We start from the raw sequence: 20,678 nt of genomic DNA on the forward strand, positions 1-20,678 counted from the left end.
GACTCCCTGGTTTTCTGCGGGAGAACAGCGTCTTGCGCATCAAGAGCCGAGCGCGCTCAGGCATTCGCCGACCCGGGTGTCGTCACCGCTCCTCTCCTTGGTTAAGGGGTGGACAAGTCCAGCCGCAAGCGCCATAAAGCGCGGCTTTCCGACGAGGGATCACCATGTCTGCGGCCGATGCGCCCGGCGTCAAACCCTGGGAGGCGCGGGTGCTCACGCTCTTCCCCGAGGCCTTCCCCGGGCCGCTCGGCCTGAGCCTGGCGGGCCGGGCCTTGGAGCAGGGTTTGTGGGCGCTCAAGGTTCTGGACATCCGGGACTTCGCGCGCGATAAACACCGTTCGGTCGACGACCAGCCGTTCGGCGGCGGGCCGGGTATGGTCATGCGCCCCGACGTGGTCGACGCCGCGCTCGAGGCGGTTGCGGGCGAAGCGGGGCCGACGGTCTACCTGAGCCCCCGCGGCCGGCCGCTGAGCCAGGCGCGGGTCAGGGAGCTGGCCGGCGCGCCTGGGCTAACGCTGCTCTGCGGCCGCTACGAAGGGGTCGACCAGCGGGTGATCGAGGCCAGGGGCCTTGAGGAGGTCAGCATCGGGGACTATCTGCTGTCCGGCGGAGAGCCGGCGGCCGTGGTCCTGATCGACGCGGTGGTGCGCTTGTTGCCCGGAGTCATGGGCAACGTGTCGAGTTTGGAGGAAGAGTCGTTCGAGAGGGGCTTGTTGGAGTACCCCCTCTATACCCGCCCGGCCGAGTGGCACGGTTTGAAGGTGCCGGAAGTTCTGGTTTCGGGTCATCATGAGAAGGTCCGCCTGTGGCGCCGAAAGGCGGCCGAGGCGATCACGAGAGACCGCCGGCCCGACCTCTGGGCGACCTACCAGGCGGGTTTGAACAAGGACAAGGCCGGCGGCGCCGGCGACGCGTAAGGATGAAGGCGATGAACACGATACAGCAGCTCGAGCAGGAGCAGGTCACCAAGCTGATGGCGGCACGCGACGTGCCCGACTTCGCGCCCGGCGATACGCTGCGCGTCAACGTGAAGGTGGTCGAGGGCACGCGCGAGCGGCTCCAGGCTTTCGAGGGCGTGTGCATCGCGCGCAAGAACCGGGGGCTCAACTCCTCGTTCACCGTGCGCAAGATCTCCTACGGCGAGGGCGTCGAGCGTATCTTCCCGCTGCACAGCCCGAGGATCGACTCGATCCAGGTGGTGCGGCGCGGCGACGTGCGCCGGGCCAAGCTCTATTATCTGCGCGGGCGCCGCGGCAAGTCGGCGCGCATCGCCGAGAAGACCACAGGTGCCGCCGGCAAGCTGATCACGGCGGAACGCGAGGCGGCCCAGGCCGAGAAGGCCCAGGCCCGGGCGGCGGCCAAGGCCGCGAAGGTGGAAGCGGCCGAGTAGGCCGGCTGCGGGCCGGCGCCTGCCGAGGCGGCGCGCGACCCCGCGAAACCGAGAAACCTGTGAAGTTGTGAACCAAGGCGTCTGGCCTTAACCGGCGGGCGCGCCTAATCTTGTTGCGGGGGCCTGGGGGGCAAGCGCGGGGAAGGCTATGGCCGTTCGTCTCCTCTCGATCGTTTGTCTGGCGGTCCTCTGGACCGCGCCGCCGCTTCAGGCCGGCGAGCTCGGCCAGCGGATCGCCGTAGAACTGCTCTCGGGCGCCGAGGCGGCCGGCTCAGACCGCGAAGCGGCCGTGCTCGCCGAGGTGACCCAGTTCTACTGGGACCGGGACATGGCGCCGCTGTGGGTCAGCCAAGCGGGCACGAACGGCAGGGCCCGGCAACTCTCGGCGATCTTGAGCGCGGCCGCCGAAGACGCGCTCGATCCCGACGACTACGAGGCCGATGCCGTCAGGTCCCTGATCGCCGCGACCGACCCGGACCTTCTGGCGCAGCTCGAAGTGCGCCTCAGCATGGCGCTGGTTCAGCTCGCTTCCGACCTGGGCGAGGGGCGGGTCACGCCCCAGGTGGCCGATCTCGAGCTCTTCGTGCTGCGAGACGGGGTCCACCCGTCGCGGGTCCTGACCGCGGCCGCGGAAGCCGGGGACCTCGCCGCCCTGATGGCCAGCTACCGTCCCCAGACCCCGCGCTATGCCCGGCTGACGCGGGCGCTCGCCCATTACCGGGAGCTCGCGCGCGGCGGCGGCTGGCAGCCGATCCCCGAGGGTCACTCGCTGAAGCCCGGGATGACCGATCCCAGGGTCGGCCTGCTGCGCGAGCGCCTCAGGCTCTGGGGCGACCTGGCGCCGGACGACGACATGGCGGGCGCCGGCGGCGATCCCGATTTCTTCGACGAGCAGCTCGCCGAGGCGGTCGAGCGCATGCAGTACCGCCACGGCCTCGGGGTCGACGCCGCCGTCGGTCCAAAGACCCTGGCGGCCCTCAACGTGCCGGTCGAGGCCCGGATCGAGCAGATGGTCCTCAACCTGGAGCGCCGGCGCTGGATGCCCGACGACCTGGGCCAGCGCTACATCTTCGTCAATCTCGCCGACTTCTCGCTCAAGCTGGTCGACGAGCCCAAGACGCTGCTGGCGCAGCGCGTCGTGATCGGCAAGACCTTCCACATGACGCCGGTCTTCAGCGACGAGATGACCTACCTGGAGATCAACCCCTTCTGGCACGTGCCGCCGAGCATCGCCCGCCGCTCGATCCTGCCGAAGATCAAGCGCGACGTTAACTATCTGGCGGACAACAAGTTCACGCTTTTCAGCGACTGGAGCGGCGACGCCACCGTGGTCGACCCCAAGACGGTCGACTGGTCGGACTACACCGGCCGCTTCCCCTACAAGCTGCGGCAGGGCTCGGGCGACGGCAACGCGCTCGGCCGGATCAAGTTCATGTTCCCGAACCGCTTCAGCGTCTACCTGCACGGCACCCCGGCGAAATCCCTGTTCGAGAAGTCCCAGCGGGACTTCAGCTCGGGCTGTGTCCGGGTCGAGGACCCCCCGGGCCTCGCCGCTGGGGTTCTCTCCGGCGAGCCGGACTGGTCGCTGGAACAGATCCAGGCGGCCATCGATTCCGGTAAGCGGCGGGTCGTGACGCTCCCCGAGCCCCTGCCGGTGCACATCAGCTACCTGACGGCCTGGGTGAACAAAGACGGCAGCGTTCACTTCCGCCGGGACATCTACCAGCGCGACCGCCTGCTGGCCGAGGCCTTGCTCGGGCCGCGCGCGACGCGGATCAGCTATTGATAACCGGCGGTGCCGGCCGCTCCCGGAGATTGCACGCGGGCGTCGCGCGCTGTATCTAGGGGCGAATCGTCATGTTGGTTAAGAGGCATTATGGTTAATCAAGCAGTACCGATGAGCGGCCAGACCGGCCCGAACCTCCTGCCGTCGCGCCGGCGGTTCCTGTTCCACGTCGGCGCCGGCGCCGCAGCCGCCGCGACCGTCGGCCTCGTGCCCGCCGGGAGCGCCCTGGCCGCCCGGCTCGGCCTGCCGCCGGAGCGCAGCCTCTCGTTCCGCTCGCTGCATACCGGCGAGCGGCTGACGGCCCGCTACGTCCGTGGCGGCCAGCACGACGCCGAGGGTCTGGCCGCGATCGACCATATCCTGCGCGACTGGCGCACGGGTGAGGTGTACCGCATGGACCGGGGGGTCCTCGACCTGCTCTACGCGGTGCGGCGCCGGCTCGACAGCGACGCGCCGATCGAGATCATCTCCGCCTACCGCTCGCCCAAGACCAACGCCAAGCTGGCCGGCCGCAGCGGCGGGGTCGCCAAGCGGAGCCTCCACATGCGCGGCATGGCGATCGATTTCCGCCTGCCCGAGCGCGATCTCGCGGCGGTTCACCGGACGGCCCTCGACATGAAGGCGGGCGGCGTCGGGCTCTACACCCGCTCCGGCTTCCTGCACGTCGACACCGGCCGGGTCCGCCGCTGGGGCAGCTAGAGCGGATCTGCTCCAGCGGGCTGATTCGGGCGCCCGCGGCCTTTCCGTGGCGGGCCTGCCGCGCTATTCTCCAGCCTCTTGGGATGGACAGCCTTTTGTTGGGGGAGGCCGCGCCATGACGGGCGGAGCGCAGGGTCCGCGGACCCTGTTCGACAAGATCTGGGACAGCCACGTGGTGGACCGTCAGGAAGACGGTACCTGCCTGCTCTACATCGACCGCCACCTGGTCCACGAGGTGACCTCGCCCCAGGCCTTCGAGGGCCTGCGACTGGCCGGGCGGACGGTGCGCCGGCCCCAGGCGACCCTGGCCGTACCGGACCACAACGTGCCGACCAGCGACCGCAGCCAGGGCATCGACGACGAGCAGAGCCGGATCCAGGTCGAGACCCTGCAGAAGAACTGCGCCGAATTCGGCGTGCCGATCTTCGACATGGACGACATCCGCCAGGGCATCGTCCACATCATCGGGCCCGAGCAGGGCTTCACCCTGCCGGGCATGACCATCGTCTGCGGCGATTCCCACACCTCGACCCACGGCGCCTTCGGCTCGCTGGCCTTCGGCATCGGCACCTCCGAGGTCGAGCACGTGCTGGCGACCCAGACCCTTATCCAGAAGCCGGCCCGCAACATGCGTATCACGGTCGACGGCGCGCTGCCCACCGGCATCACCGGCAAGGATCTGGTGCTGGCAATCATCGGCAAGATCGGCACGGCCGGCGGCACCGGCCACGTGATCGAGTACGCCGGCCAGGCGATCCGCGACCTCTCGATGGAAGGCCGCATGACGGTCTGCAACATGTCGATCGAGGGCGGCGCCCGCGCCGGCCTGATCGCCCCCGACGAGACCACCTTCGAGTACCTCATGGGCCGGCCCATGGCGCCCAAGGCCGGGGCCTGGGAGCAGGCGGTGACTGCCTGGCGCGCCCTGCCATCCGATCCGGGCGCGGCCTACGACAAGGAGGTCACGCTCTCGACCGCCGAGATCGAGCCCCAGGTCACCTGGGGCACCAGCCCGGAGGACGTGCTGCCGATATCGGCCGCGGTGCCCGGCCCCGAGGCGGCACCCGACGAGAACAAGGCCCAGGCCATCGAGCGTTCGCTCGCCTACATGGGCCTCGCCTCCGGGACCCCGCTCAAGGAGATCGCGATCGACAAGGTCTTCATCGGCTCCTGCACCAACGGCCGGATCGAGGACCTTCGCGCCGTGGCCCGGGTCGCCGAGGGCCGCAAGGTGGCCGAGGGCGTGCACGCCATGATCGTGCCGGGCTCGGGCCTGGTGAAGGAGCAGGCCGAGTCCGAGGGCCTGGACCGGATCTTCGCCGAGGCCGGCTTCGACTGGCGCGAGCCGGGCTGCTCCATGTGTCTCGCCATGAACGCCGACAAGCTGAAGCCCGGCGAGCGCTGCGCCTCGACCTCGAACCGCAACTTCGAGGGCCGCCAGGGCCCGGGCGGCCGGACCCATCTGATGAGCCCGGCCATGGCCGCGGCGGCGGCGGTGACCGGCCGCCTCGCCGACGTGCGCGAGATCCTGGGGTAGGCGCCATGGCGCAGCCGATCATCCTCAAGCCCGACCAGCCGGAAGCGGAAGAGAGCGCGCCGGAGCTGACGGTGCGCGACCGCCGGACCGGCAAGCTGCGCAGCGTGCGCGGCGTGGTCTGGACCCTGGAGGCGCCCGAGCCGCGCCGGCGCCTCGAGCTCTGGGAGCGCGACCAGCGGCGCGGCGGCCTGACCAAGGTGCTGTCCTGGCAGGACCGCCGGGAAACGCCGCGCTGGGGCGAGCGCGATCCCGAAGAGGTCGACCTGGAGCTGCTCACCGCCTATTGGATGGGGTACTAGGAGGTACCGGGATGGACAAGTTCACGACCCTGACGGCCGTGGCCGCGCCTCTGCCGATGGTCAACGTCGACACCGACAAGATCATCCCGGCGCGCTACCTCAAGACGATCAAGCGCAGCGGCCTGGGCGAGGGCCTGTTCCGCGACCTGCGCTACGGGAAGGACGGCGAGAAGACCGACTTCGTGCTCAACCAGCCGGCCTACGAGAAGGCCCAGGTCCTGGTGGTCGGCGACAACTTCGGCTGCGGCTCGTCGCGCGAGCACGCGCCCTGGGCACTGCTCGACTTCGGCATCCGCTGCGTGATCGGCACCTCCTTCGCCGACATCTTCCACAACAACTGCTTCAAGAACGGGATCCTGCCGATCGTTCTTCCCAAGGAAGAGGTCGACAAGCTGATGGACGACGCCGAGCGCGGCGCCAACGCGACCATCACGGTCGACCTCGAGTCCCAGACCATCCAGGGCCCGGACGGCGGCACGATCCGTTTCGAGGTCGACCCTTGGCGCAAGCACTGCCTGCTGAACGGCCTCGACGACATCGGCCTGACCCTGGCGAAGGCCTCGGCCATCGACGCCTTCGAGGCCAAGCAGCAGCAGACCGAGCCCTGGCTCCAGCGGTAGCAACTTCCAAGGACGAGGCTAGCTGGCACCATCACCCTTCGACAGGCTCAGGGTGAGGGGGAGATGTTTCAGCATTTACCCTCATCCTGAGCTTGTCGAAGGATGACCGTGATCAAATGCTCCAGGCTGTTTCAGCTCTGTTAGAGCAAGTCTGGGTCTGACGGCATCGCCAGACGCAATTGATCAAACCCGGTAGCTCCGCTCCAGATTGGGAGCGGCTGATCTTGCGCCGCCCCGTCGTTTGGGCTACCCGAAACGCCGCGTAAGGCCGGAAGAAACCAAGGGGGGAGGCGCGCCATGCCGTCGAACAGAAGAGTCCTGCTGCTGCCCGGAGACGGCATCGGCCCGGAGTGCGTTGCCCAGGTGACCCGCGTCCTCGACTGGATGGGCGCCGAGGGCCTGGCTGGTTTCGACATCGAGGAGGACCTGGTCGGCGGCGCCGCGATCGACGCCCACGGCGTGCCCCTGGCCGACGCGACCCTGGACAAGGCCATGGCCGCCGACGCCGTGCTGCTCGGCGCGGTCGGCGGGCCGAAGTGGGACGGCCTGCCCTTCGAGATCAAGCCGGAGCGCGGCCTCCTGAAGCTGCGTAAAGAGATGGAGCTCTTCGCCAACCTGCGCCCTGCGCTCTGCTTCGAGGCCCTGGTCTCGGCCTCGACCCTGAAGCCGGAGATCGTGCAGGGCCTCGACATCATGATCGTCCGCGAGCTGACCGGCGGCATCTACTTCGGCGAGCCGCGCGGCATCGAGACCTTGCCGGACGGCTCGCGGCGCGGCGTCAACACCCAAACCTACACCACCGGCGAGATCCACCGGGTCGCCCGGGTCGCCTTCGAGCTGGCCGCCAAGCGCGACCGGCGGGTCTGCTCCGTGGAGAAGGCCAACGTCATGGAGTCGGGCGTGCTCTGGCGCGAGGAGGTGCAGAAGCTGCACGACGCCGACTACGCCGACATCGCGCTCTCCCACATGTACGCTGACAACTGCGCCATGCAGCTGGTGCGCGATCCCAAGCAGTTCGACGTGATCGTGACCGACAACCTGTTCGGCGACCTGCTGTCCGACGCGGCGGCCATGCTGACCGGCTCGCTCGGCATGCTGCCCTCGGCCTCGCTCGGCGCGGCCGACGCGGAAGGCAACCGCAAGGCGCTCTACGAGCCGGTCCACGGCAGCGCGCCCGACATCGCGGGACAGGACAAGGCCAATCCGCTGGCCTGCCTGCTCAGTCTCGCCATGATGCTGCGCTATTCCTTCGACGACGCGCGCGGGGCGGACTTGGTCGAGGGCGCGGTCGCCCGCGTGCTCGACCGGGGCCTGCGCACCGCCGACATCATGCAGGACGGCATGACCCAGGTCTCGACCGGCGCGATGGGCAACGCGGTGCTCGAGGAGCTTGGTTCACGGACGCGCTAAAGCAGATCCGTCGCGGCGGGTGACGTCGCCTCACAAGCCCTTGATTGGACTTCCCCTGGGGAAACCCCATTTGAGCTTAGTCTCTTCGGGATAAGAGGGTCGAGAGAACGAGAGCCCTCGGTGGCCATCGCAGCCCGCCCGGGCGGCGATCTGGCGGTCAGCCCTCCGCCGGCGCTGCCGCCCTCGAAGAACAGCTCCAAAGCCTCTCTGCGTTTTGGTAAACGCAATGGGCCGCCCCGTAACGGGCGGCCCCTTCTTCATCGTCTTCTAAAGTTCACACTGCCTCGAGTTGCACCGGGGGCCGGGAGCACTTAAGTTGGGGGTTCTGTTCCTCAAACGCGGGAGTCCCCGGAATGCTCAAGTATGCCCTGGTTGCAGCGGCTGTCATCGGCTTCACCGCCCCGGCCCTCGCCTGCAGCGGATCCATGAAAACGGCTAGCACCAGCAGCCTCGAGGTTGCCCAGACCGATCAGGCGACCAAGCCTCTGCCGCAGACTCAACGGCCCCAGGGCCGCACCCAGTAGAGCCTTGTTCCGGGCGACGCCCAGCGCGCGCCCGCATGCTTGAGCGCCGCCGCCGGCAAGCCGGCTGCGGCGCTTGAATTTTGCGCGGAGAGGGCGTACCTCCTAGCCTCCTTAATCGGATTGGGGCGGAGAGTTCCATGGGCTACAGAGTTGCCGTCGCCGGCGCGACGGGAGCGGTCGGACGCGAGATCCTGACCACGCTCTCGGAGCGGGCCTTTCCGGCGGACGACGTGATCGCACTGGCGTCGGAGCGTTCGGCCGGCGCCACCGTGTCGTTCGGCGAGGACGACGAGCTCAAAGTCCAGAACCTCTCGACCTTCGACTTCAAGGGCACCGACATCCTGCTCTCCTCGCCCGGGGCCAAGGTCTCGGCCGAGCAGGCGCCGCGCGCCGCCAAGGCCGGCGCCGTGGTGATCGACAACACCTCGCAGTTCCGCATGGACCCGGAGGTTCCCCTGGTGGTGCCCGAGGTCAATCCCGACGACATCGCGGGCTACACCCGCCGCCACATCATCGCCAATCCGAACTGCTCGACCATCCAGATGGTGACGGCCCTGAAGCCGCTGCACGACCTGGCGCGCATCAATCGGGTCGTGGTGGCGACCTACCAGTCGGTCTCGGGCTCCGGCAAGGACGCCATGGACGAGCTGTTCAATCAGACCCGCGGGATCTACGTGAACGAGCCGGTCCGCCCGGAACAGTTCACCAAGCAGATCGCCTTCAACGTGATTCCCCACATCGACGTCTTCATGGACGACGGCTCGACCAAGGAAGAGTGGAAGATGGTGGTCGAGACCAAGAAGATCCTCGACCCGGCGATCAAGATCAGCGCCACCTGCGTGCGCGTGCCGGTCTTCATCGGCCACGCCGAGGCGGTCAACCTGGAATTCGAGAACCCGATCGAGGTCGAGGAGGCGCGCGACGCCCTGCGCGCCGCGCCGGGCGTCACGGTGATCGACCACCGGCTCGACGAGGGCTACGTCACCCCAGCCGAGTGCGCCGGCGAGGACGCGGTCTTCGTCAGCCGCATCCGCAGCGACCCGACGGTCGAGCACGGCCTCGCGCTCTGGGTCGTCTCGGACAACCTGCGCAAGGGCGCGGCGCTCAACGCCGTGCAGATCGCCGAGAAGCTGACCAGCGACTACCTTAACTGATCCGCTCTCGGCTCGAAATCCGCCGGGACCGAGGTGAGATGCGCCGGGCAGCGCCGGCAGTCTGAGCTGCCGAATCCCGGGACCGGGACGCCCGCGCCTCTGACCGCCAGAACCCGCCTTAGCAATGCGCACTCCTGGCCCCCGGGCACGCCGGCCAGGACGGTCACGCGGCCGGCCGACGTCAGGTGGTCGATATGCCAGCGCAACGCCTTGTCCGGGCGCAGGTGGCGGCCGATCCGCGCCCGCAGACCGCCCGGTCCATAGGCGCTGCCACAGTAGGCGTAACGGCCGGGGGCGAGCACCACGGCGCTGCGCGCCTTGAGATCGAGCGCGAGCTCCCGCGTCAGGTCGATGACCAGAACGTAGGCGCCCGGTTCCCGGGGCAGGCGGCAGAGTTCTCGGCTGGGGACGATCATCGGCACGCCGGATTTCAACAAACCGGTCGGTGGTGTATCAAGCTTGCATCTTAGGTCGATTCGGCGCGGAGGTGGGCCATGTCGCTACTCGGACAAGCCGCCGTCTTTCTCGGTGCGGCGGTCGTCGCCGTCCCGATCTCCAAGCGGCTCGGGCTGGGTTCCGTGCTGGGCTACCTCGCGGCCGGCGCGGTCATCGGCCCCTGGGGGCTGAAGCTGATCAGCGACGTCGACTCGATCCTGCACTTCGCCGAGCTCGGCGTCGTCCTGCTGCTGTTCATCATCGGACTGGAGCTGCAGCCGAACCGCCTCTGGGTCATGCGCAAGTCGGTCTTCGGCTACGGCGGCCTCCAGGTCGGCCTCTCCGCCCTCGTGATCGGCGGGGTCGGCGCGCTCTTCGGCTGGCCGTGGCAGACGTCGGTGATCGCCGGCCTGGCGCTGGCCCTCTCCTCGACCGCCTTCGCCCTCCAGATCCTCGCCGAGCGCAGCGAGCTGACCACCCGTTACGGCCGGACCGCCTTCTCGATCCTGCTGTTCCAGGATATGGCGGCGATCCCGCTGATCGCTGTCGTGCCGGTGCTCGGCGCCGACATCGCCGACGAGCTGGACCGTTCGCTCCTGTTCGAGATGCTCGCCGTCGTCGGTGTCCTGGCCGCCGTGATCATCGTCGGCCACTTCCTTCTGCGTCACGTCCTGCGCATCGTCGCCTGGACCCGCATCCGCGAGGTCTTCACTGCGATGACCCTGCTGACCGTGATCGGCACCGCACTGATCGTCTATCAGGTCGGGCTGTCCATGGCGCTGGGCGCCTTCATCGCCGGCGTGCTGCTCGCCGAGTCCGAGTATCGCCATGAGCTGGAGGCCAACATCGAGCCCTTCAAGGGTCTGCTGCTCGGCCTCTTCTTCATCGCCGTCGGCATGTACATCGACTTCGGCCTGGCGGCGGAGAAACCTTTGACCATCCTCGCCGTGGCCTTGGGGCTGACCGCGCTGAAGTTCGCGATCCTCTTCGGACTTGGCAAGTGGGTCGGCCTGAACAGCGAGGGCGCGCGCCATCTCGCCATCTCGATCTCCCAGGGCGGCGAGTTCGCCTTCGTGGTCTTCGCGCTGGCGGTGCAGACCGGCGTCATCGATCGGGACCTCGTCAGCCTGCTGGTCTTGGGCGTGATCGTGTCGATGATCCTGACGCCGCTGCTCTACCTGTTCGACGACAAGGTCCTGCGCAAGACCGCCGAAGCGGCCGACCCCGGTGACTACGAGATTCCAGACGGCGAGGAGAACCAGGTGATCATCGCCGGCTTCGGCCGCTTCGGCCAGATCATCGCGCGCATTTTGCGGGCGAAGCACATCGGCTTCACGGCGCTGGAGATCAGCCAGCAGCAGGTCGACTTCGTCAAGAAGTACGGCAACAAGGTCTACTACGGCGACCCCGCGCGCCTCGACCTGCTGCACGCCGCCAAGGCCGACAAGGCCGTGATCTTCGTCCTGGCGGTCGACGACGTGAAAGACTCCCTGGCGACCGCCGAGACCGTCCGGCGGCACTTCCCCCATCTCAAGATCTTCGCGCGGGCGCGGGACCGCCGTCATGCGCTCAAGCTGATGGAGGCCGGGGCCCATGTCGTGATCCGCGAGACCTATCTCTCCAGTCTGGACGTGGCGCGTGGTGTGCTCGAGGAGCTTGGCCTCGACGACTACCAGGCGGAGAAGGCGATCAAGATGTTCCGGGCGCACGACGAGTCGCGCCTGGCGAGCCATCTGGGCGAGGACCACGACGAGGCGCGCCTGATCGATGCGGCCAAGCAGGCGGCGGCGGAGTTGGAGGAGATCTTCGCCGAGGACGCCGAGGCCGAACGGAAGCAGGGCTCGGTCGTCGATTAGGCGGCTAGAGCGGATCATGTTTTGACGGAAACGCTTCGCGGTTCCGGCAAAGACATGTGAATCCGCTCGATATCAACTTGTTAGAGCAGATGGACCGGGTTTGATGGATCGCCTCCGGCGATTCAGCCAAACCCGGATCTGCTCTAGTGACGGCATTCGTGGCCATTCAGCCGCTAAAGGGGCTAGAACTCGGATCGCGACTCGCGATAGACCTTAAGTGATGATCCAGTCCCTGGCGGCGCTCGGACGCCTTTTCCTCCAAAGCTCGCGCGATCTTGCCCCGATCGTTCTGGTGGTCGCCTTCTTTCAGATCGCGGTCCTGCAGCAGCCCTTCCCCGACCTGACTGAAACGCTGATCGGCCTGCTCTTCGTAACGACCGGCCTGACCCTCTTCATCAGGGGCTTGGAGATGGGCATCTTCCCGCTCGGCGAGACCATGGCCGAGGCCTTTGCGCGCCGGGGTGTGCTCGTCTCGCTTTTGGTATTCGCTTTTGCTCTCGGCTTCGGGACCACGGTGGCCGAGCCGGCCTTGATCGCCGTGACCGAGGAAGCAGCCGAGGTGGCGGCTGAAGCAAAAGCGATTCCGGCCAGCGAAGAATCCCAGGAAAACTATGCCGACGGCCTGCGGCTGACCGTGGCCATTTCCGTCGGCGTCTCTCTTGTGATCGGTGTGTTCAGGATCCTCAAGGGTTGGCCGATTCAGTTTTTCATCATCGGCGGCTACCTGCTCGTCGTGCCGATGACCTTCGTTGCGCCGGAAGAGATCGTCGGCGTGGCCTTCGATTCCGGCGGCGTCACCACCTCCACCGTAACGGTGCCGTTGGTCACCGCCCTGGGAGTCGGATTGGCTAGCGTACTGCGCGGCCGCAATCCCATGATCGACGGATTCGGGCTGATCGCCTTCGCGAGCCTGATGCCGATCATTTTCGTCCTGATCTACGGCATGGCGGTGCACGGATGAACGAAGGCTGGATAGTTGGCTTCGCGCAGTCGCTTTTCGAGACCGTCCTCGACGTCCTGCCGATCATTGTCATCCTGGTGGTATTCCAGGTGGCAGTGCTGCGGGCGCGCATCCCTCGGCTGAAGCGCGTCCTGCTCGGCTTCGTCTATGCCATCGTCGGCCTGGCGCTGTTTCTCGTGGGCCTGGAGAAGGCGCTCTTTCCGCTGGGCGAGGTCATGGCCCGGCAATTGACCAACCCGGAATTCGTCGGCAACGCGAGCGACGTCGCGGCCGGCCAGGTCGATTGGCGCGACTATGCCTGGGTCTACGTTTTCGCCGCCGCGATCGGCTTCGCCACCACGGTCGCCGAGCCCGCCCTGATCGCCGTCTCGATCAAGGCCAACGAGATTTCCGGCGGCAGCCTGAGCGCCTGGGGCCTCAGGCTGGCCGTCGCCGTCGGCGTCGCGGCCTCGATCGCGCTCGGCGCCTTCCGGATCATCACCGGCACGCCCCTCTACATCTACATGATCATCGGCTACCTTCTGGTCATCATCCAGACGGTCTTCGCCTCGCGCGCGATCATCCCGCTCGCCTACGATTCCGGCGGCGTGACGACCTCGACCGTGACCGTGCCCCTGGTCACCGCGCTCGGGCTCGGTCTCGCATCGACCATCCCGGGGCGCAGCGCTCTGATCGACGGTTTCGGACTGATCGCCCTCGCCAGCCTGTTTCCCATGATCACGGTCATGGTCTATGCCCAGATAACCGGCTGGCTCGCCGGCCGCCGCAAGCGCGCCGGGTCCGTCACTACAGAAGAATAGGAGCCCGAATGAAGTTCAAACTGATCGTGGCCCTGGTCACCGACGACCTGACCGACGCCGTCATCGACGCCGCGCGCGAGACCGGCGCGACCGGCTGCACGGTCATCACCTCCGCCCGCGGCGAGGGGCTCAAGCCCTCCAAGACCTTCCTCGGCCTGACCGTGGAGGGTTTGCGCGACGTGGTCCTGCTTCTGGTCGAGCAGCATCTCAGCCGGCACATCCTGGAGACGATCGCCAAGGCCGCGCGCTTCGAGGAGGTGCCGGGCAGCGGCATCGCCTTCCAGGTCGACATCGAAGACGCGGTGGGCCTGCGGTCTCAGATCTCCACCATCGAGAGCGAAATCGAGGATCAGATATGAGCGAAGACAGCTACCTCAAAGTCCGCGACGTCATGACGCCGTCGCCCCATATGATCGACGGCCTCGCCTCAGTCACCCATGCCATGGACGTCATGAAGCGCCACCAGGTCAGCTCCCTGGTTATCGACCGCCGGCACGACGGCGACGAATACGGCATCCTGGTCGTGCAGGACATCGCGGCTAAGGTGATCGGCGAAGACCGCTCGCCGGATCGAACGTCGGTCTACCAAATCATGTCGAAGCCGGTCATCGTCATGGACGCCGACATGAACATCAAGTACGCGATCCGCCTACTCGTGCGCTTCGGACTCTCGCGCGGATTGGTGCTCGAGCACGGCAAGGTGGTCGGGATCGTGACCATGCGGGACATGGTCTATCGCTATATACCGATGGACGCCGGTGACGATTCCTGACGCCGGAGATCCACGCTCGTCCACGGCCCCGGCCGAGCGCGCTTTGGATTCTCTACCAGAATCACGCAGTTGCGGGCAGAATCCTGCGATAACTCCTGGGGATTGTGCTTGATATGCTTGGACTAACTTCTTTATATACATAAGATAGACAACTAGAATTTCTTTGGGAGCGCCTCAACCCATGGTTTCTGCCAAGGGTCCCGTTCTCTTCAACGAGCTCCACCGCCTGGAAGCGCTGCGCGGCTACGAAATCCTCGATACGCCCCCCGAGCCGGCCTACGATTCGATCACCCGACTCGCCGCCACGGTCCTCGATGTCCCGATCGCACTGATCGTCCTGGTGGACGCGCAGCGGCAGTGGTTCAAGTCGCGCTACGGCCTCGGCGCCGACGAGACGCCGCGCGAGGTCTCGTTCTGCGCCCACGCGATCCTCGACGACAGCGTGATGCAGGTGCCCGATGCGACCAAGGACCCGCGCTTCGCCGACAACACGCTGGTCACCGGCGAGGTGAAGCTGCGGTTCTACGCAGGCGCACCGCTGATCTCGCCGCAGGGTTTCCGTCTGGGTACCCTCTGCGTCATCGACCGGAAGCCCCGGCCGCTCCTGAACGAAGAGCAGATAGCCCGGCTGACCGATCTCGCGAACCTCGCGATGAGCGAGCTGGAGCTGCACAAGCTGCGTCTCAGGCTGAAACGGGTCAAGGCGACGGAGTTCCACAGCCTGCTCTCGCCGCCCGAACTGAACCTCCTGCGCGAGGCGCGCTTCGGCGTGCTCGCCGCGATGGCGCACGAAATGCGGACGCCGCTCAACGCGGTGCTGGGCTTCGGCGAGACCATGCAGGCCGAAATCTTCGGGCCGCTCGGCAATGAAAAGTACCTGGAGTATGCCGACTGCATCTGCCGCAGCGGGCGCCACCTGCTGGAGTTGGTGAACAACATCCTCGATTTCGCGCGGCTCGAGCACGGCGATCTCCGCCCCAACGACCGGCCCTTCTCGCTGCCCGACCTAGTCGACGAGTGCTTCCACATCTTCGTCGAGGAGAGCCGCCGCGGCGACGTCGCGCTGAAGACGCGGCTCATGTCCGACGCGACCCACCTCAAGGCCGACCGGCGGCTGGTCGGCCAGATCCTGCTCAATCTGATCGGCAACGCGCTCAAGTTCACCGAGCCGGGCGGCACGATCACGGTCGCCGAGTCCCGCGACGCGAGCGGCGGCGCGACGGTCGAGATCGTCGACACCGGCAGCGGCATGTCGCCGCGTCAGATCAAGGCGGCCCTGCGGCCCTACGGGCGCCCCGGCCGGACCATTACGCGCGGCCAGGTCTCGGGGCTCGGCCTGCCGCTGTCCAAGCGGTTGATGGAGCTTCACGACGGCAGTCTCGAGATCCGCAGCCGGCCGGGCGCCGGCACGATCGTGTCGCTGCATTTCCCGCCTTACCGGGTCCAGCCCGACGACCCCATCGCCCAGCACGCCTGATCCGCCGCCGCGGACTACTTCACGGCGGCCGCGGGAAAACGCCCGGCGGGCGATGCGAGCGCGTCCTGGGCGCCGATCAGCTGGAGCTCGCGGGTGCCGGCCGCCCTGGTCTCCTCTATCACGGCGAAGATCGCGTCGGCCGCGAGCGAGAGGGCCCACGGGATCCGCTCGTCGCGACCGGCGCTGCGCAGATAGAAGGCGAGAAAGAGCGCGGCCAGGGCGTCGCCCGCGCCGTTCGCCGGCGGGTCGAGAGCGATGAAGGGCGTCACCACCTGCCAGGCCGCCTCGGCGGTGACGGCGACCATGGCGACCTCGCCGGCCCCGACGCCCGGATGGCGGACGCTGGTCACCAGCACCAGCCCCGGGCCGAGATCGATCAGGCGCCGCGCGCCGGCCAGGACCGCGTCCAGGCTGTCGGCCGCCCGGCCCGCCAGAACCTCCAGCTCGAAGGGGTTCGGCGTGACGATGTCGGCCAGGGGCATGGCCCGGCGGCGCATGAAGTCCGGGATCTCGGGCTGCACGAAGAGGCCCTGCTCCCGGTCGCCCATGACCGGATCGCAGACGTAGAGCGCGGCGGGGTTCGCCGCCTTGACCCGGGCGACGGCGTCGGCGATCGCGGCGCCGACCGCGGCGCTGCCCAGGTAGCCCGAGAGCACGGCCTCGCAGGTGCCGAGCACCCCCCGCTCGGCGACGCCGCGCACCAGCTCCTCGACGTGCGCCGCCTCGAACACCCGCCCGGTCCAGCCGGGGTAGCCGGTGTGGTTGGAGAACTGCACCGTGTGCACCGGCCAGACCTCGAAGCCGAGGCGCTGCAGGGGAAAGACCGCGGCGGCGTTGCCGACGTGGCCGTAAACGACGTGGGACTGGAGGGATAGGATGGCCATGGCGGTGATGTTTCCCGGTGGCGCGCCCGCCAGCTTGCCTGGGGCGCGCCATTGTTTATAGTCGCGGCCCGAAAACGCCAGCCGCCGGCCGCCATGATGCCCGACGGCGCCCGCTTCGCAAGAAGGACCGACCATGACAGCGACCGCCCGGCCCCGCCGTTCCGTTCTCTACATGCCGGGGTCCAATGCGCGTGCCCTCGAAAAGGGCCGCAGCCTGCAGGCCGACGCCTTGATCCTGGATCTGGAGGACGCCGTCGCGCCCGACGCCAAGGCGACAGCGCGCGACCAGATCGTCGCGGCGGTCAAGGCCGGCGGTTACGGGCTGCGCGAGCTGATCGTGCGGGTTAACGGCTTCGACAGCCCTTGGGGCGAGGACGACGTCAAGGCCATGGCGACCAGCGGGGCCGACGCGATCCTGCTGCCCAAGGTCGAGAGCGCGGCCATGGTCCAGGCACTGGAGTCCAAGATGGCGGCGGCCGGCGCGCCGGCCGAGATGGCGATCATGTGCATGATGGAGACCCCGCTCGGCATGCTCCACGCCGAAGAGATCGCGGCGGCCTCGCCACGGGTCTCCTGCTTCGTCATGGGGACCTCCGACCTGGTCAAGGACCTCCAGGCGGCCCATACGCCCGAGCGCCTGCCGGTGCTCGCCAGCCTCAGCCTCTGCCTGCTGGCGGCGCGCGGCTACGGCCTGGCGATCCTCGACGGGGTGCACCTCGACCTGCAGGACGACGAGGGCTTCGCCGCTTCCTGCCGCCAGGGCCGGGAACTCGGGATGGACGGCAAGACCCTGATCCACCCCAAGACCATCGCCAAGGCCAACGAGGTCTTCGGCCCCTCGGAGCAGGACGTCGCCTGGTCGCACCGCATCATCGAGGCCCACGCCCAGGCCAGCGCCGAGGGCAAGGGCGTGATCGTGGTCGACGGCAAGCTGATCGAAAACCTCCACGTGGAGAACGCCAAGCGCCTGGTCGCCCTGGCCGAGGCGATCGCCGAGATGGAACAAGCGACGGCGGCGGAGTAGCCGTGTCCAGGACCGATCCGGGCAACTTCTTCGAGGACTTCATCCAAGGGGTTTCGTTGTCCCACGGTCCTGCGCGGACCGTTACGGAAGGCGAGCAGGCCCTTTACACGGCCCTCTACGGTAGCCGCTTCGCCGTGCAGGCCTCGACCCCGGCCGCCCGGAAGATCGGCTACGAGCGGGCGCCGCTCGACGATCTCTTGGTGTTTCACTGTGTCTTCGGCCAAAGCGTGGCGGATATCTCGCTCAATGCCGTCGCCAACCTGGGCTACGCCAACTGTCGATTCCTCGCGCCGGTCTACCCCGGAGACACCCTGAGCGCCATCAGCACCGTGATCGGCCTCAAGGAGAACTCGAACCGCAAGACCGGGGTGGTCTATGTACGCACCGAGGGCTTCAAGGAGGATGACGAACGCGTGCTCGACTACATTCGTTGGGTCATGGTGCGCAAGCGCGATCCCGAGGCCGAGGTCGGGCCGCCCCGGGTGCCGGAACTGCCCGGGCAGGTGACCGTCGACAAGCTGGTGATGCCGACGGGCGTAAGGATCACGGCGGAGAACGCCGAGGGCGGCGCCTGGGAGGATTACAGGGCCGGCGACCGCTTCGACCACCAGGACGGGATGACCATCGAGGAAGCCGAGCACCAGATGGCCACCCGTCTCTATCACAACACGGCCCGGGTGCACTTCAACCACCACGTCGAGAAAGACGGCCGCTTCGGGCGCCGGATCGTCTACGGCGGCCACGTCATCTCGATTGCCCGGGCGCTGAGCTACAACGGCCTTTCCGGGGCGTTCCACATTGTGGCGATCAACGGCGGTTCCCACACGGCGCCGAGCTTTGCCGGCGACACGATCTACGCCTGGTCGGAGATCCTGGAGAAGCTCGAGATACCTGGGCGAAACGACCTCGGCGCCCTGCGTGTGCGCACCGTGGCGACCAAGGATCGGGCCTGCGGCGACTTCCCTTACAAGGATTCCGACGGCAATTACGACCCCGCGGTCGTACTCGATCTTGATTACGTGGTGCTCTTGCCGCGGTGCTGGTGGCGTGCGCCAGTTTCGCGAGGCGCCGGCGAGGACCACAATATCTAGAAGAAAATTTTCCGAAGAACACAAAATTTTGTTGACGGACGCGGCGAATCGCCATAAGGACGAGGCGCCGGGTTCGAGAGATCACTCTCTCGACCGTGCCCCTGGAGAGGCACAAAACCCCGACGCCTCGTGGAACCTGTGACGGCTCCTGCCCACGAAGCGGCGGGGTTTGTCTTTGCGGCTCCCCGCGTCGGCGGACCCGGTTCCGAAGATCCGAAGTCCGCCCGGCGGGGACGCGGCCCTCAATTCGGCCGACCCGAAGGCTGACGCCCTCAAGGACCACAAACCCTAGTCGGTCGGCGGGGCCATCGAGAACCCTGGGGCTTCCGGCTACACCGGGGACCGGCGCCGGCACGAGGCCGGCAGCGAACGATCCCTAATGCAAGGCCGAGGGGAACGGAGCCCGAGGGCTCGCCGATCTAGGCTTCGCGCTCCAAGGACGCCCGCGAAGGTATCCCGCAACCCGGAGCCGCCGATCCGGTCCCGCGAGGGACCGCCTCTCAACCCAGCCGCCGCGCCGCACGAGGCGAGCGGCAGCTAAAACCGGAAGGCGATAATTCCCGTGTCCGCCGCCTTCCGGGCCGATGACCGGGGCCGCGACCGGAAGCAAGCCTCCGACCTAGACCCCACGACCTGCCGAAGCAGGCCTCACCGGCCTCGCCGAGCCTCTTGACCCCCGAAGGGACCTCGAGGCCCCCGGCGCCATCAAACGTGGATCGCTTGATCTGACTTGACCTCCCCCTCCCGGCGGAAACCATTCGGTGGAAGTCTCGCCCTCTCGAGCGGCCCGCGCTGTCCGACACCGGCGCTATCGCGTGCAGGTTCAGGGTGGCTCTGTTGCGCTTTAGTCTCAACAAGCAATGCCGCATCAATTTCATTTTCCTGTGCATAATCGCGTGTCGCTTGCACAGGTGCTCCCGGCGTCCTCCACAGGCTTTTCCACAGGCCGTCACGTTCGCCGGCGCGGCGCGCGCGAAGACCCGCAGAGGGGTTCCAAGCGGCTCTCCGAACGCCGCGTCCGGCGGTCTCTGAAGGTTCTAGCGAACCTGCCGGGGCTTCGTTGACTTGGGGGGGCCTGCGGTCTAAACCAGATGACGGCCCCAGACGTAAACAGGTGGGATTACGGTGGCATAGGGCCGCCGCGCCGGGCCGCGTTGGTTCCCAGCAAAGGACGTCATGGCAAGCAGCAATCGGCCGCTCTCCCCGCACCTGCAGGTCTACCGCCCGCAGCTCACGTCGGTGCTCTCGATCATGCACCGCCTCACCGGAGTCGCGTTGGCCTTCGGCACGCTGCTGCTGATCTACTGGCTCGCCGCCGCCGCCGCCGGGCCCGAGGCTTTCGGCCAGGCCCAGGCTTTGACCGGGTCGATCATCGGCCGGCTGCTGCTGTTCGGCTGGACCTTCGCGCTGTTCTATCACCTCTGCAACGGCATCCGGCATCTCTCCTGGGACGCCGGCTGGGGCTTCGATCTCCCGGTGGTCTACCGGACCGGCTGGGCGGTCCTGGTCGGCAGCCTGACACTGACCCTGGCCGCCTGGGGCCTCGGGTATTTCGTTATGGGCGGGGCAGGCCTATGAGCCAGCGATCGGCACTGGGCCGGGTGCGCGGCCTCGGCGCCGCGAAGGAAGGCGTCGGGCACTGGTGGGCGCAGCGCCTGACCGCGCTGGCCATGATCCCACTCGCGCTCTGGTTCGCCGCCTCGACCGCCTCCCTGGCCGGCGCGGACCATGCCGCCATGATCGCCTGGATCGGCTCCCCGGTCGTCGCCGGGCTCTTGATCCTGCTGATCGGCGCGACCTTCTTCCATGCGCAGCTCGGCCTCCAGGTCGTGATCGAGGACTATGTCCATCACGAAGGCTGGAAGCTGGCGCTGCTGCTCCTGGTCAAGGCCGCGGCCATCGTCCTCGCGTTGATCGGGGTCCTCTCGGTCCTCATGATTCTCTTCAGGGTGTAGCGAC

22 protein-coding genes are annotated in these 20,678 nt (G+C 67.7%); 20 read left to right on the forward strand and 2 right to left on the reverse strand.

Annotated features, from left to right (window positions below; translation table 11 throughout):
- The first annotated feature begins 164 nt into the window (after positions 1 to 164).
- The 10 genes from trmD to QNJ67_10685 all read left to right on the forward strand — a co-directional run bounded on the left by trmD (position 165) and on the right by QNJ67_10685 (position 9,419).
- Complete coding sequence (trmD, locus tag QNJ67_10640; GenBank protein ID MDJ0609422.1) at positions 165 to 917, forward strand: tRNA (guanosine(37)-N1)-methyltransferase TrmD; 753 nt, start codon at positions 165 to 167, stop codon at positions 915 to 917.
- Positions 918 to 928: 11 nt separating this feature from the next.
- Positions 929 to 1,390 carry a 50S ribosomal protein L19 gene (gene rplS, locus QNJ67_10645; protein ID MDJ0609423.1) on the forward strand — a complete coding sequence of 154 codons (462 nt, stop codon included), beginning with the start codon at positions 929 to 931 and terminating at the stop codon, positions 1,388 to 1,390.
- A gap of 148 nt (positions 1,391 to 1,538) precedes the next feature.
- On the forward strand, positions 1,539 to 3,176 hold the full coding sequence (locus QNJ67_10650; GenBank protein ID MDJ0609424.1) for a L,D-transpeptidase family protein: 1,638 nt from the start codon (positions 1,539 to 1,541) through the stop codon (positions 3,174 to 3,176).
- Positions 3,177 to 3,287: 111 nt separating this feature from the next.
- A complete protein-coding gene (locus QNJ67_10655) occupies positions 3,288 to 3,875 on the forward strand; it encodes a DUF882 domain-containing protein (GenBank protein MDJ0609425.1) in 588 nt (195 codons plus the stop codon).
- 115 nt (positions 3,876 to 3,990) lie between these two features.
- Entirely contained in the window at positions 3,991 to 5,412 is a 1,422-nt protein-coding gene (gene leuC, locus QNJ67_10660) for a 3-isopropylmalate dehydratase large subunit (protein ID MDJ0609426.1), read from the forward strand.
- Positions 5,413 to 5,417: 5 nt separating this feature from the next.
- Positions 5,418 to 5,711 (forward strand): hypothetical protein, encoded by a 294-nt coding sequence (locus tag QNJ67_10665; GenBank protein MDJ0609427.1) that lies wholly within the window; start codon positions 5,418 to 5,420, stop codon positions 5,709 to 5,711.
- An 11-nt stretch (positions 5,712 to 5,722) separates the two neighbouring features.
- The gene (gene leuD / locus QNJ67_10670; GenBank protein MDJ0609428.1) at positions 5,723 to 6,331 is read left to right on the forward strand and encodes a 3-isopropylmalate dehydratase small subunit; all 609 of its coding nucleotides are present in this window, start codon (positions 5,723 to 5,725) and stop codon (positions 6,329 to 6,331) included.
- A 297-nt stretch (positions 6,332 to 6,628) separates the two neighbouring features.
- Positions 6,629 to 7,741: a 3-isopropylmalate dehydrogenase gene (leuB, locus tag QNJ67_10675; protein MDJ0609429.1), complete on the forward strand. Its 1,113-nt coding sequence runs from the start codon at positions 6,629 to 6,631 to the stop codon at positions 7,739 to 7,741.
- A 353-nt stretch (positions 7,742 to 8,094) separates the two neighbouring features.
- On the forward strand, positions 8,095 to 8,265 hold the full coding sequence (locus tag QNJ67_10680; protein MDJ0609430.1) for a hypothetical protein: 171 nt from the start codon (positions 8,095 to 8,097) through the stop codon (positions 8,263 to 8,265).
- A 137-nt stretch (positions 8,266 to 8,402) separates the two neighbouring features.
- Positions 8,403 to 9,419 carry an aspartate-semialdehyde dehydrogenase gene (locus QNJ67_10685; GenBank protein MDJ0609431.1) on the forward strand — a complete coding sequence of 339 codons (1,017 nt, stop codon included), beginning with the start codon at positions 8,403 to 8,405 and terminating at the stop codon, positions 9,417 to 9,419.
- Here the strand turns inward: QNJ67_10685 and QNJ67_10690 are convergent.
- Entirely contained in the window at positions 9,407 to 9,835 is a 429-nt protein-coding gene (locus QNJ67_10690) for a GIY-YIG nuclease family protein (GenBank protein MDJ0609432.1), read from the reverse strand. The genes QNJ67_10685 and QNJ67_10690 overlap by 13 nt on opposite strands.
- Positions 9,836 to 9,913: 78 nt before the next feature.
- Between QNJ67_10690 and QNJ67_10695 the strand changes: the two genes are divergently transcribed.
- The 6 genes from QNJ67_10695 (at position 9,914) to QNJ67_10720 (ending at position 15,720) form a co-directional block, all read left to right on the forward strand.
- On the forward strand, positions 9,914 to 11,710 hold the full coding sequence (locus QNJ67_10695; GenBank protein MDJ0609433.1) for a monovalent cation:proton antiporter-2 (CPA2) family protein: 1,797 nt from the start codon (positions 9,914 to 9,916) through the stop codon (positions 11,708 to 11,710).
- Positions 11,711 to 11,930: 220 nt separating this feature from the next.
- A complete protein-coding gene (locus QNJ67_10700) occupies positions 11,931 to 12,671 on the forward strand; it encodes a DUF1538 domain-containing protein (protein MDJ0609434.1) in 741 nt (246 codons plus the stop codon).
- The gene (locus tag QNJ67_10705; GenBank protein MDJ0609435.1) at positions 12,668 to 13,471 is read left to right on the forward strand and encodes a DUF1538 domain-containing protein; all 804 of its coding nucleotides are present in this window, start codon (positions 12,668 to 12,670) and stop codon (positions 13,469 to 13,471) included. The genes QNJ67_10700 and QNJ67_10705 overlap by 4 nt, the downstream gene beginning before the upstream one ends.
- An 8-nt stretch (positions 13,472 to 13,479) precedes the next feature.
- Positions 13,480 to 13,830: a P-II family nitrogen regulator gene (locus tag QNJ67_10710; protein MDJ0609436.1), complete on the forward strand. Its 351-nt coding sequence runs from the start codon at positions 13,480 to 13,482 to the stop codon at positions 13,828 to 13,830.
- A complete protein-coding gene (locus QNJ67_10715) occupies positions 13,827 to 14,243 on the forward strand; it encodes a CBS domain-containing protein (protein ID MDJ0609437.1) in 417 nt (138 codons plus the stop codon). The genes QNJ67_10710 and QNJ67_10715 overlap by 4 nt, the downstream gene beginning before the upstream one ends.
- Before the next feature lie 181 nt (positions 14,244 to 14,424).
- The gene (locus tag QNJ67_10720) at positions 14,425 to 15,720 is read left to right on the forward strand and encodes a GAF domain-containing sensor histidine kinase (protein MDJ0609438.1); all 1,296 of its coding nucleotides are present in this window, start codon (positions 14,425 to 14,427) and stop codon (positions 15,718 to 15,720) included.
- Between the two features lie 14 nt (positions 15,721 to 15,734).
- Here QNJ67_10720 and pdxY read toward each other — a convergent pair whose 3' ends face one another.
- Positions 15,735 to 16,604 carry a pyridoxal kinase PdxY gene (gene pdxY / locus QNJ67_10725; GenBank protein ID MDJ0609439.1) on the reverse strand — a complete coding sequence of 290 codons (870 nt, stop codon included), beginning with the start codon at positions 16,602 to 16,604 and terminating at the stop codon, positions 15,735 to 15,737.
- 133 nt (positions 16,605 to 16,737) lie between these two features.
- On the opposite strand from pdxY, the gene QNJ67_10730 reads away from it, so the two are divergent.
- The 4 genes from QNJ67_10730 to sdhD all read left to right on the forward strand — a co-directional run bounded on the left by QNJ67_10730 (position 16,738) and on the right by sdhD (position 20,674).
- The gene (locus QNJ67_10730) at positions 16,738 to 17,628 is read left to right on the forward strand and encodes a CoA ester lyase (protein MDJ0609440.1); all 891 of its coding nucleotides are present in this window, start codon (positions 16,738 to 16,740) and stop codon (positions 17,626 to 17,628) included.
- Positions 17,629 to 17,630: 2 nt separating this feature from the next.
- The gene (locus QNJ67_10735; GenBank protein MDJ0609441.1) at positions 17,631 to 18,719 is read left to right on the forward strand and encodes a MaoC family dehydratase; all 1,089 of its coding nucleotides are present in this window, start codon (positions 17,631 to 17,633) and stop codon (positions 18,717 to 18,719) included.
- Positions 18,720 to 19,895: 1,176 nt separating this feature from the next.
- On the forward strand, positions 19,896 to 20,297 hold the full coding sequence (sdhC, locus tag QNJ67_10740) for a succinate dehydrogenase, cytochrome b556 subunit (protein ID MDJ0609442.1): 402 nt from the start codon (positions 19,896 to 19,898) through the stop codon (positions 20,295 to 20,297).
- Positions 20,294 to 20,674, forward strand: a complete 381-nt coding sequence (sdhD, locus tag QNJ67_10745) for a succinate dehydrogenase, hydrophobic membrane anchor protein (protein ID MDJ0609443.1) — start codon at positions 20,294 to 20,296, stop codon at positions 20,672 to 20,674. The genes sdhC and sdhD overlap by 4 nt, the downstream gene beginning before the upstream one ends.
- Positions 20,675 to 20,678: the final 4 nt, after the last annotated feature.

The sequence above is a fragment of the Kiloniellales bacterium genome, assembly GCA_030064845.1.
Classification (GTDB): domain Bacteria; phylum Pseudomonadota; class Alphaproteobacteria; order Kiloniellales; family JAKSDN01; genus JASJEC01.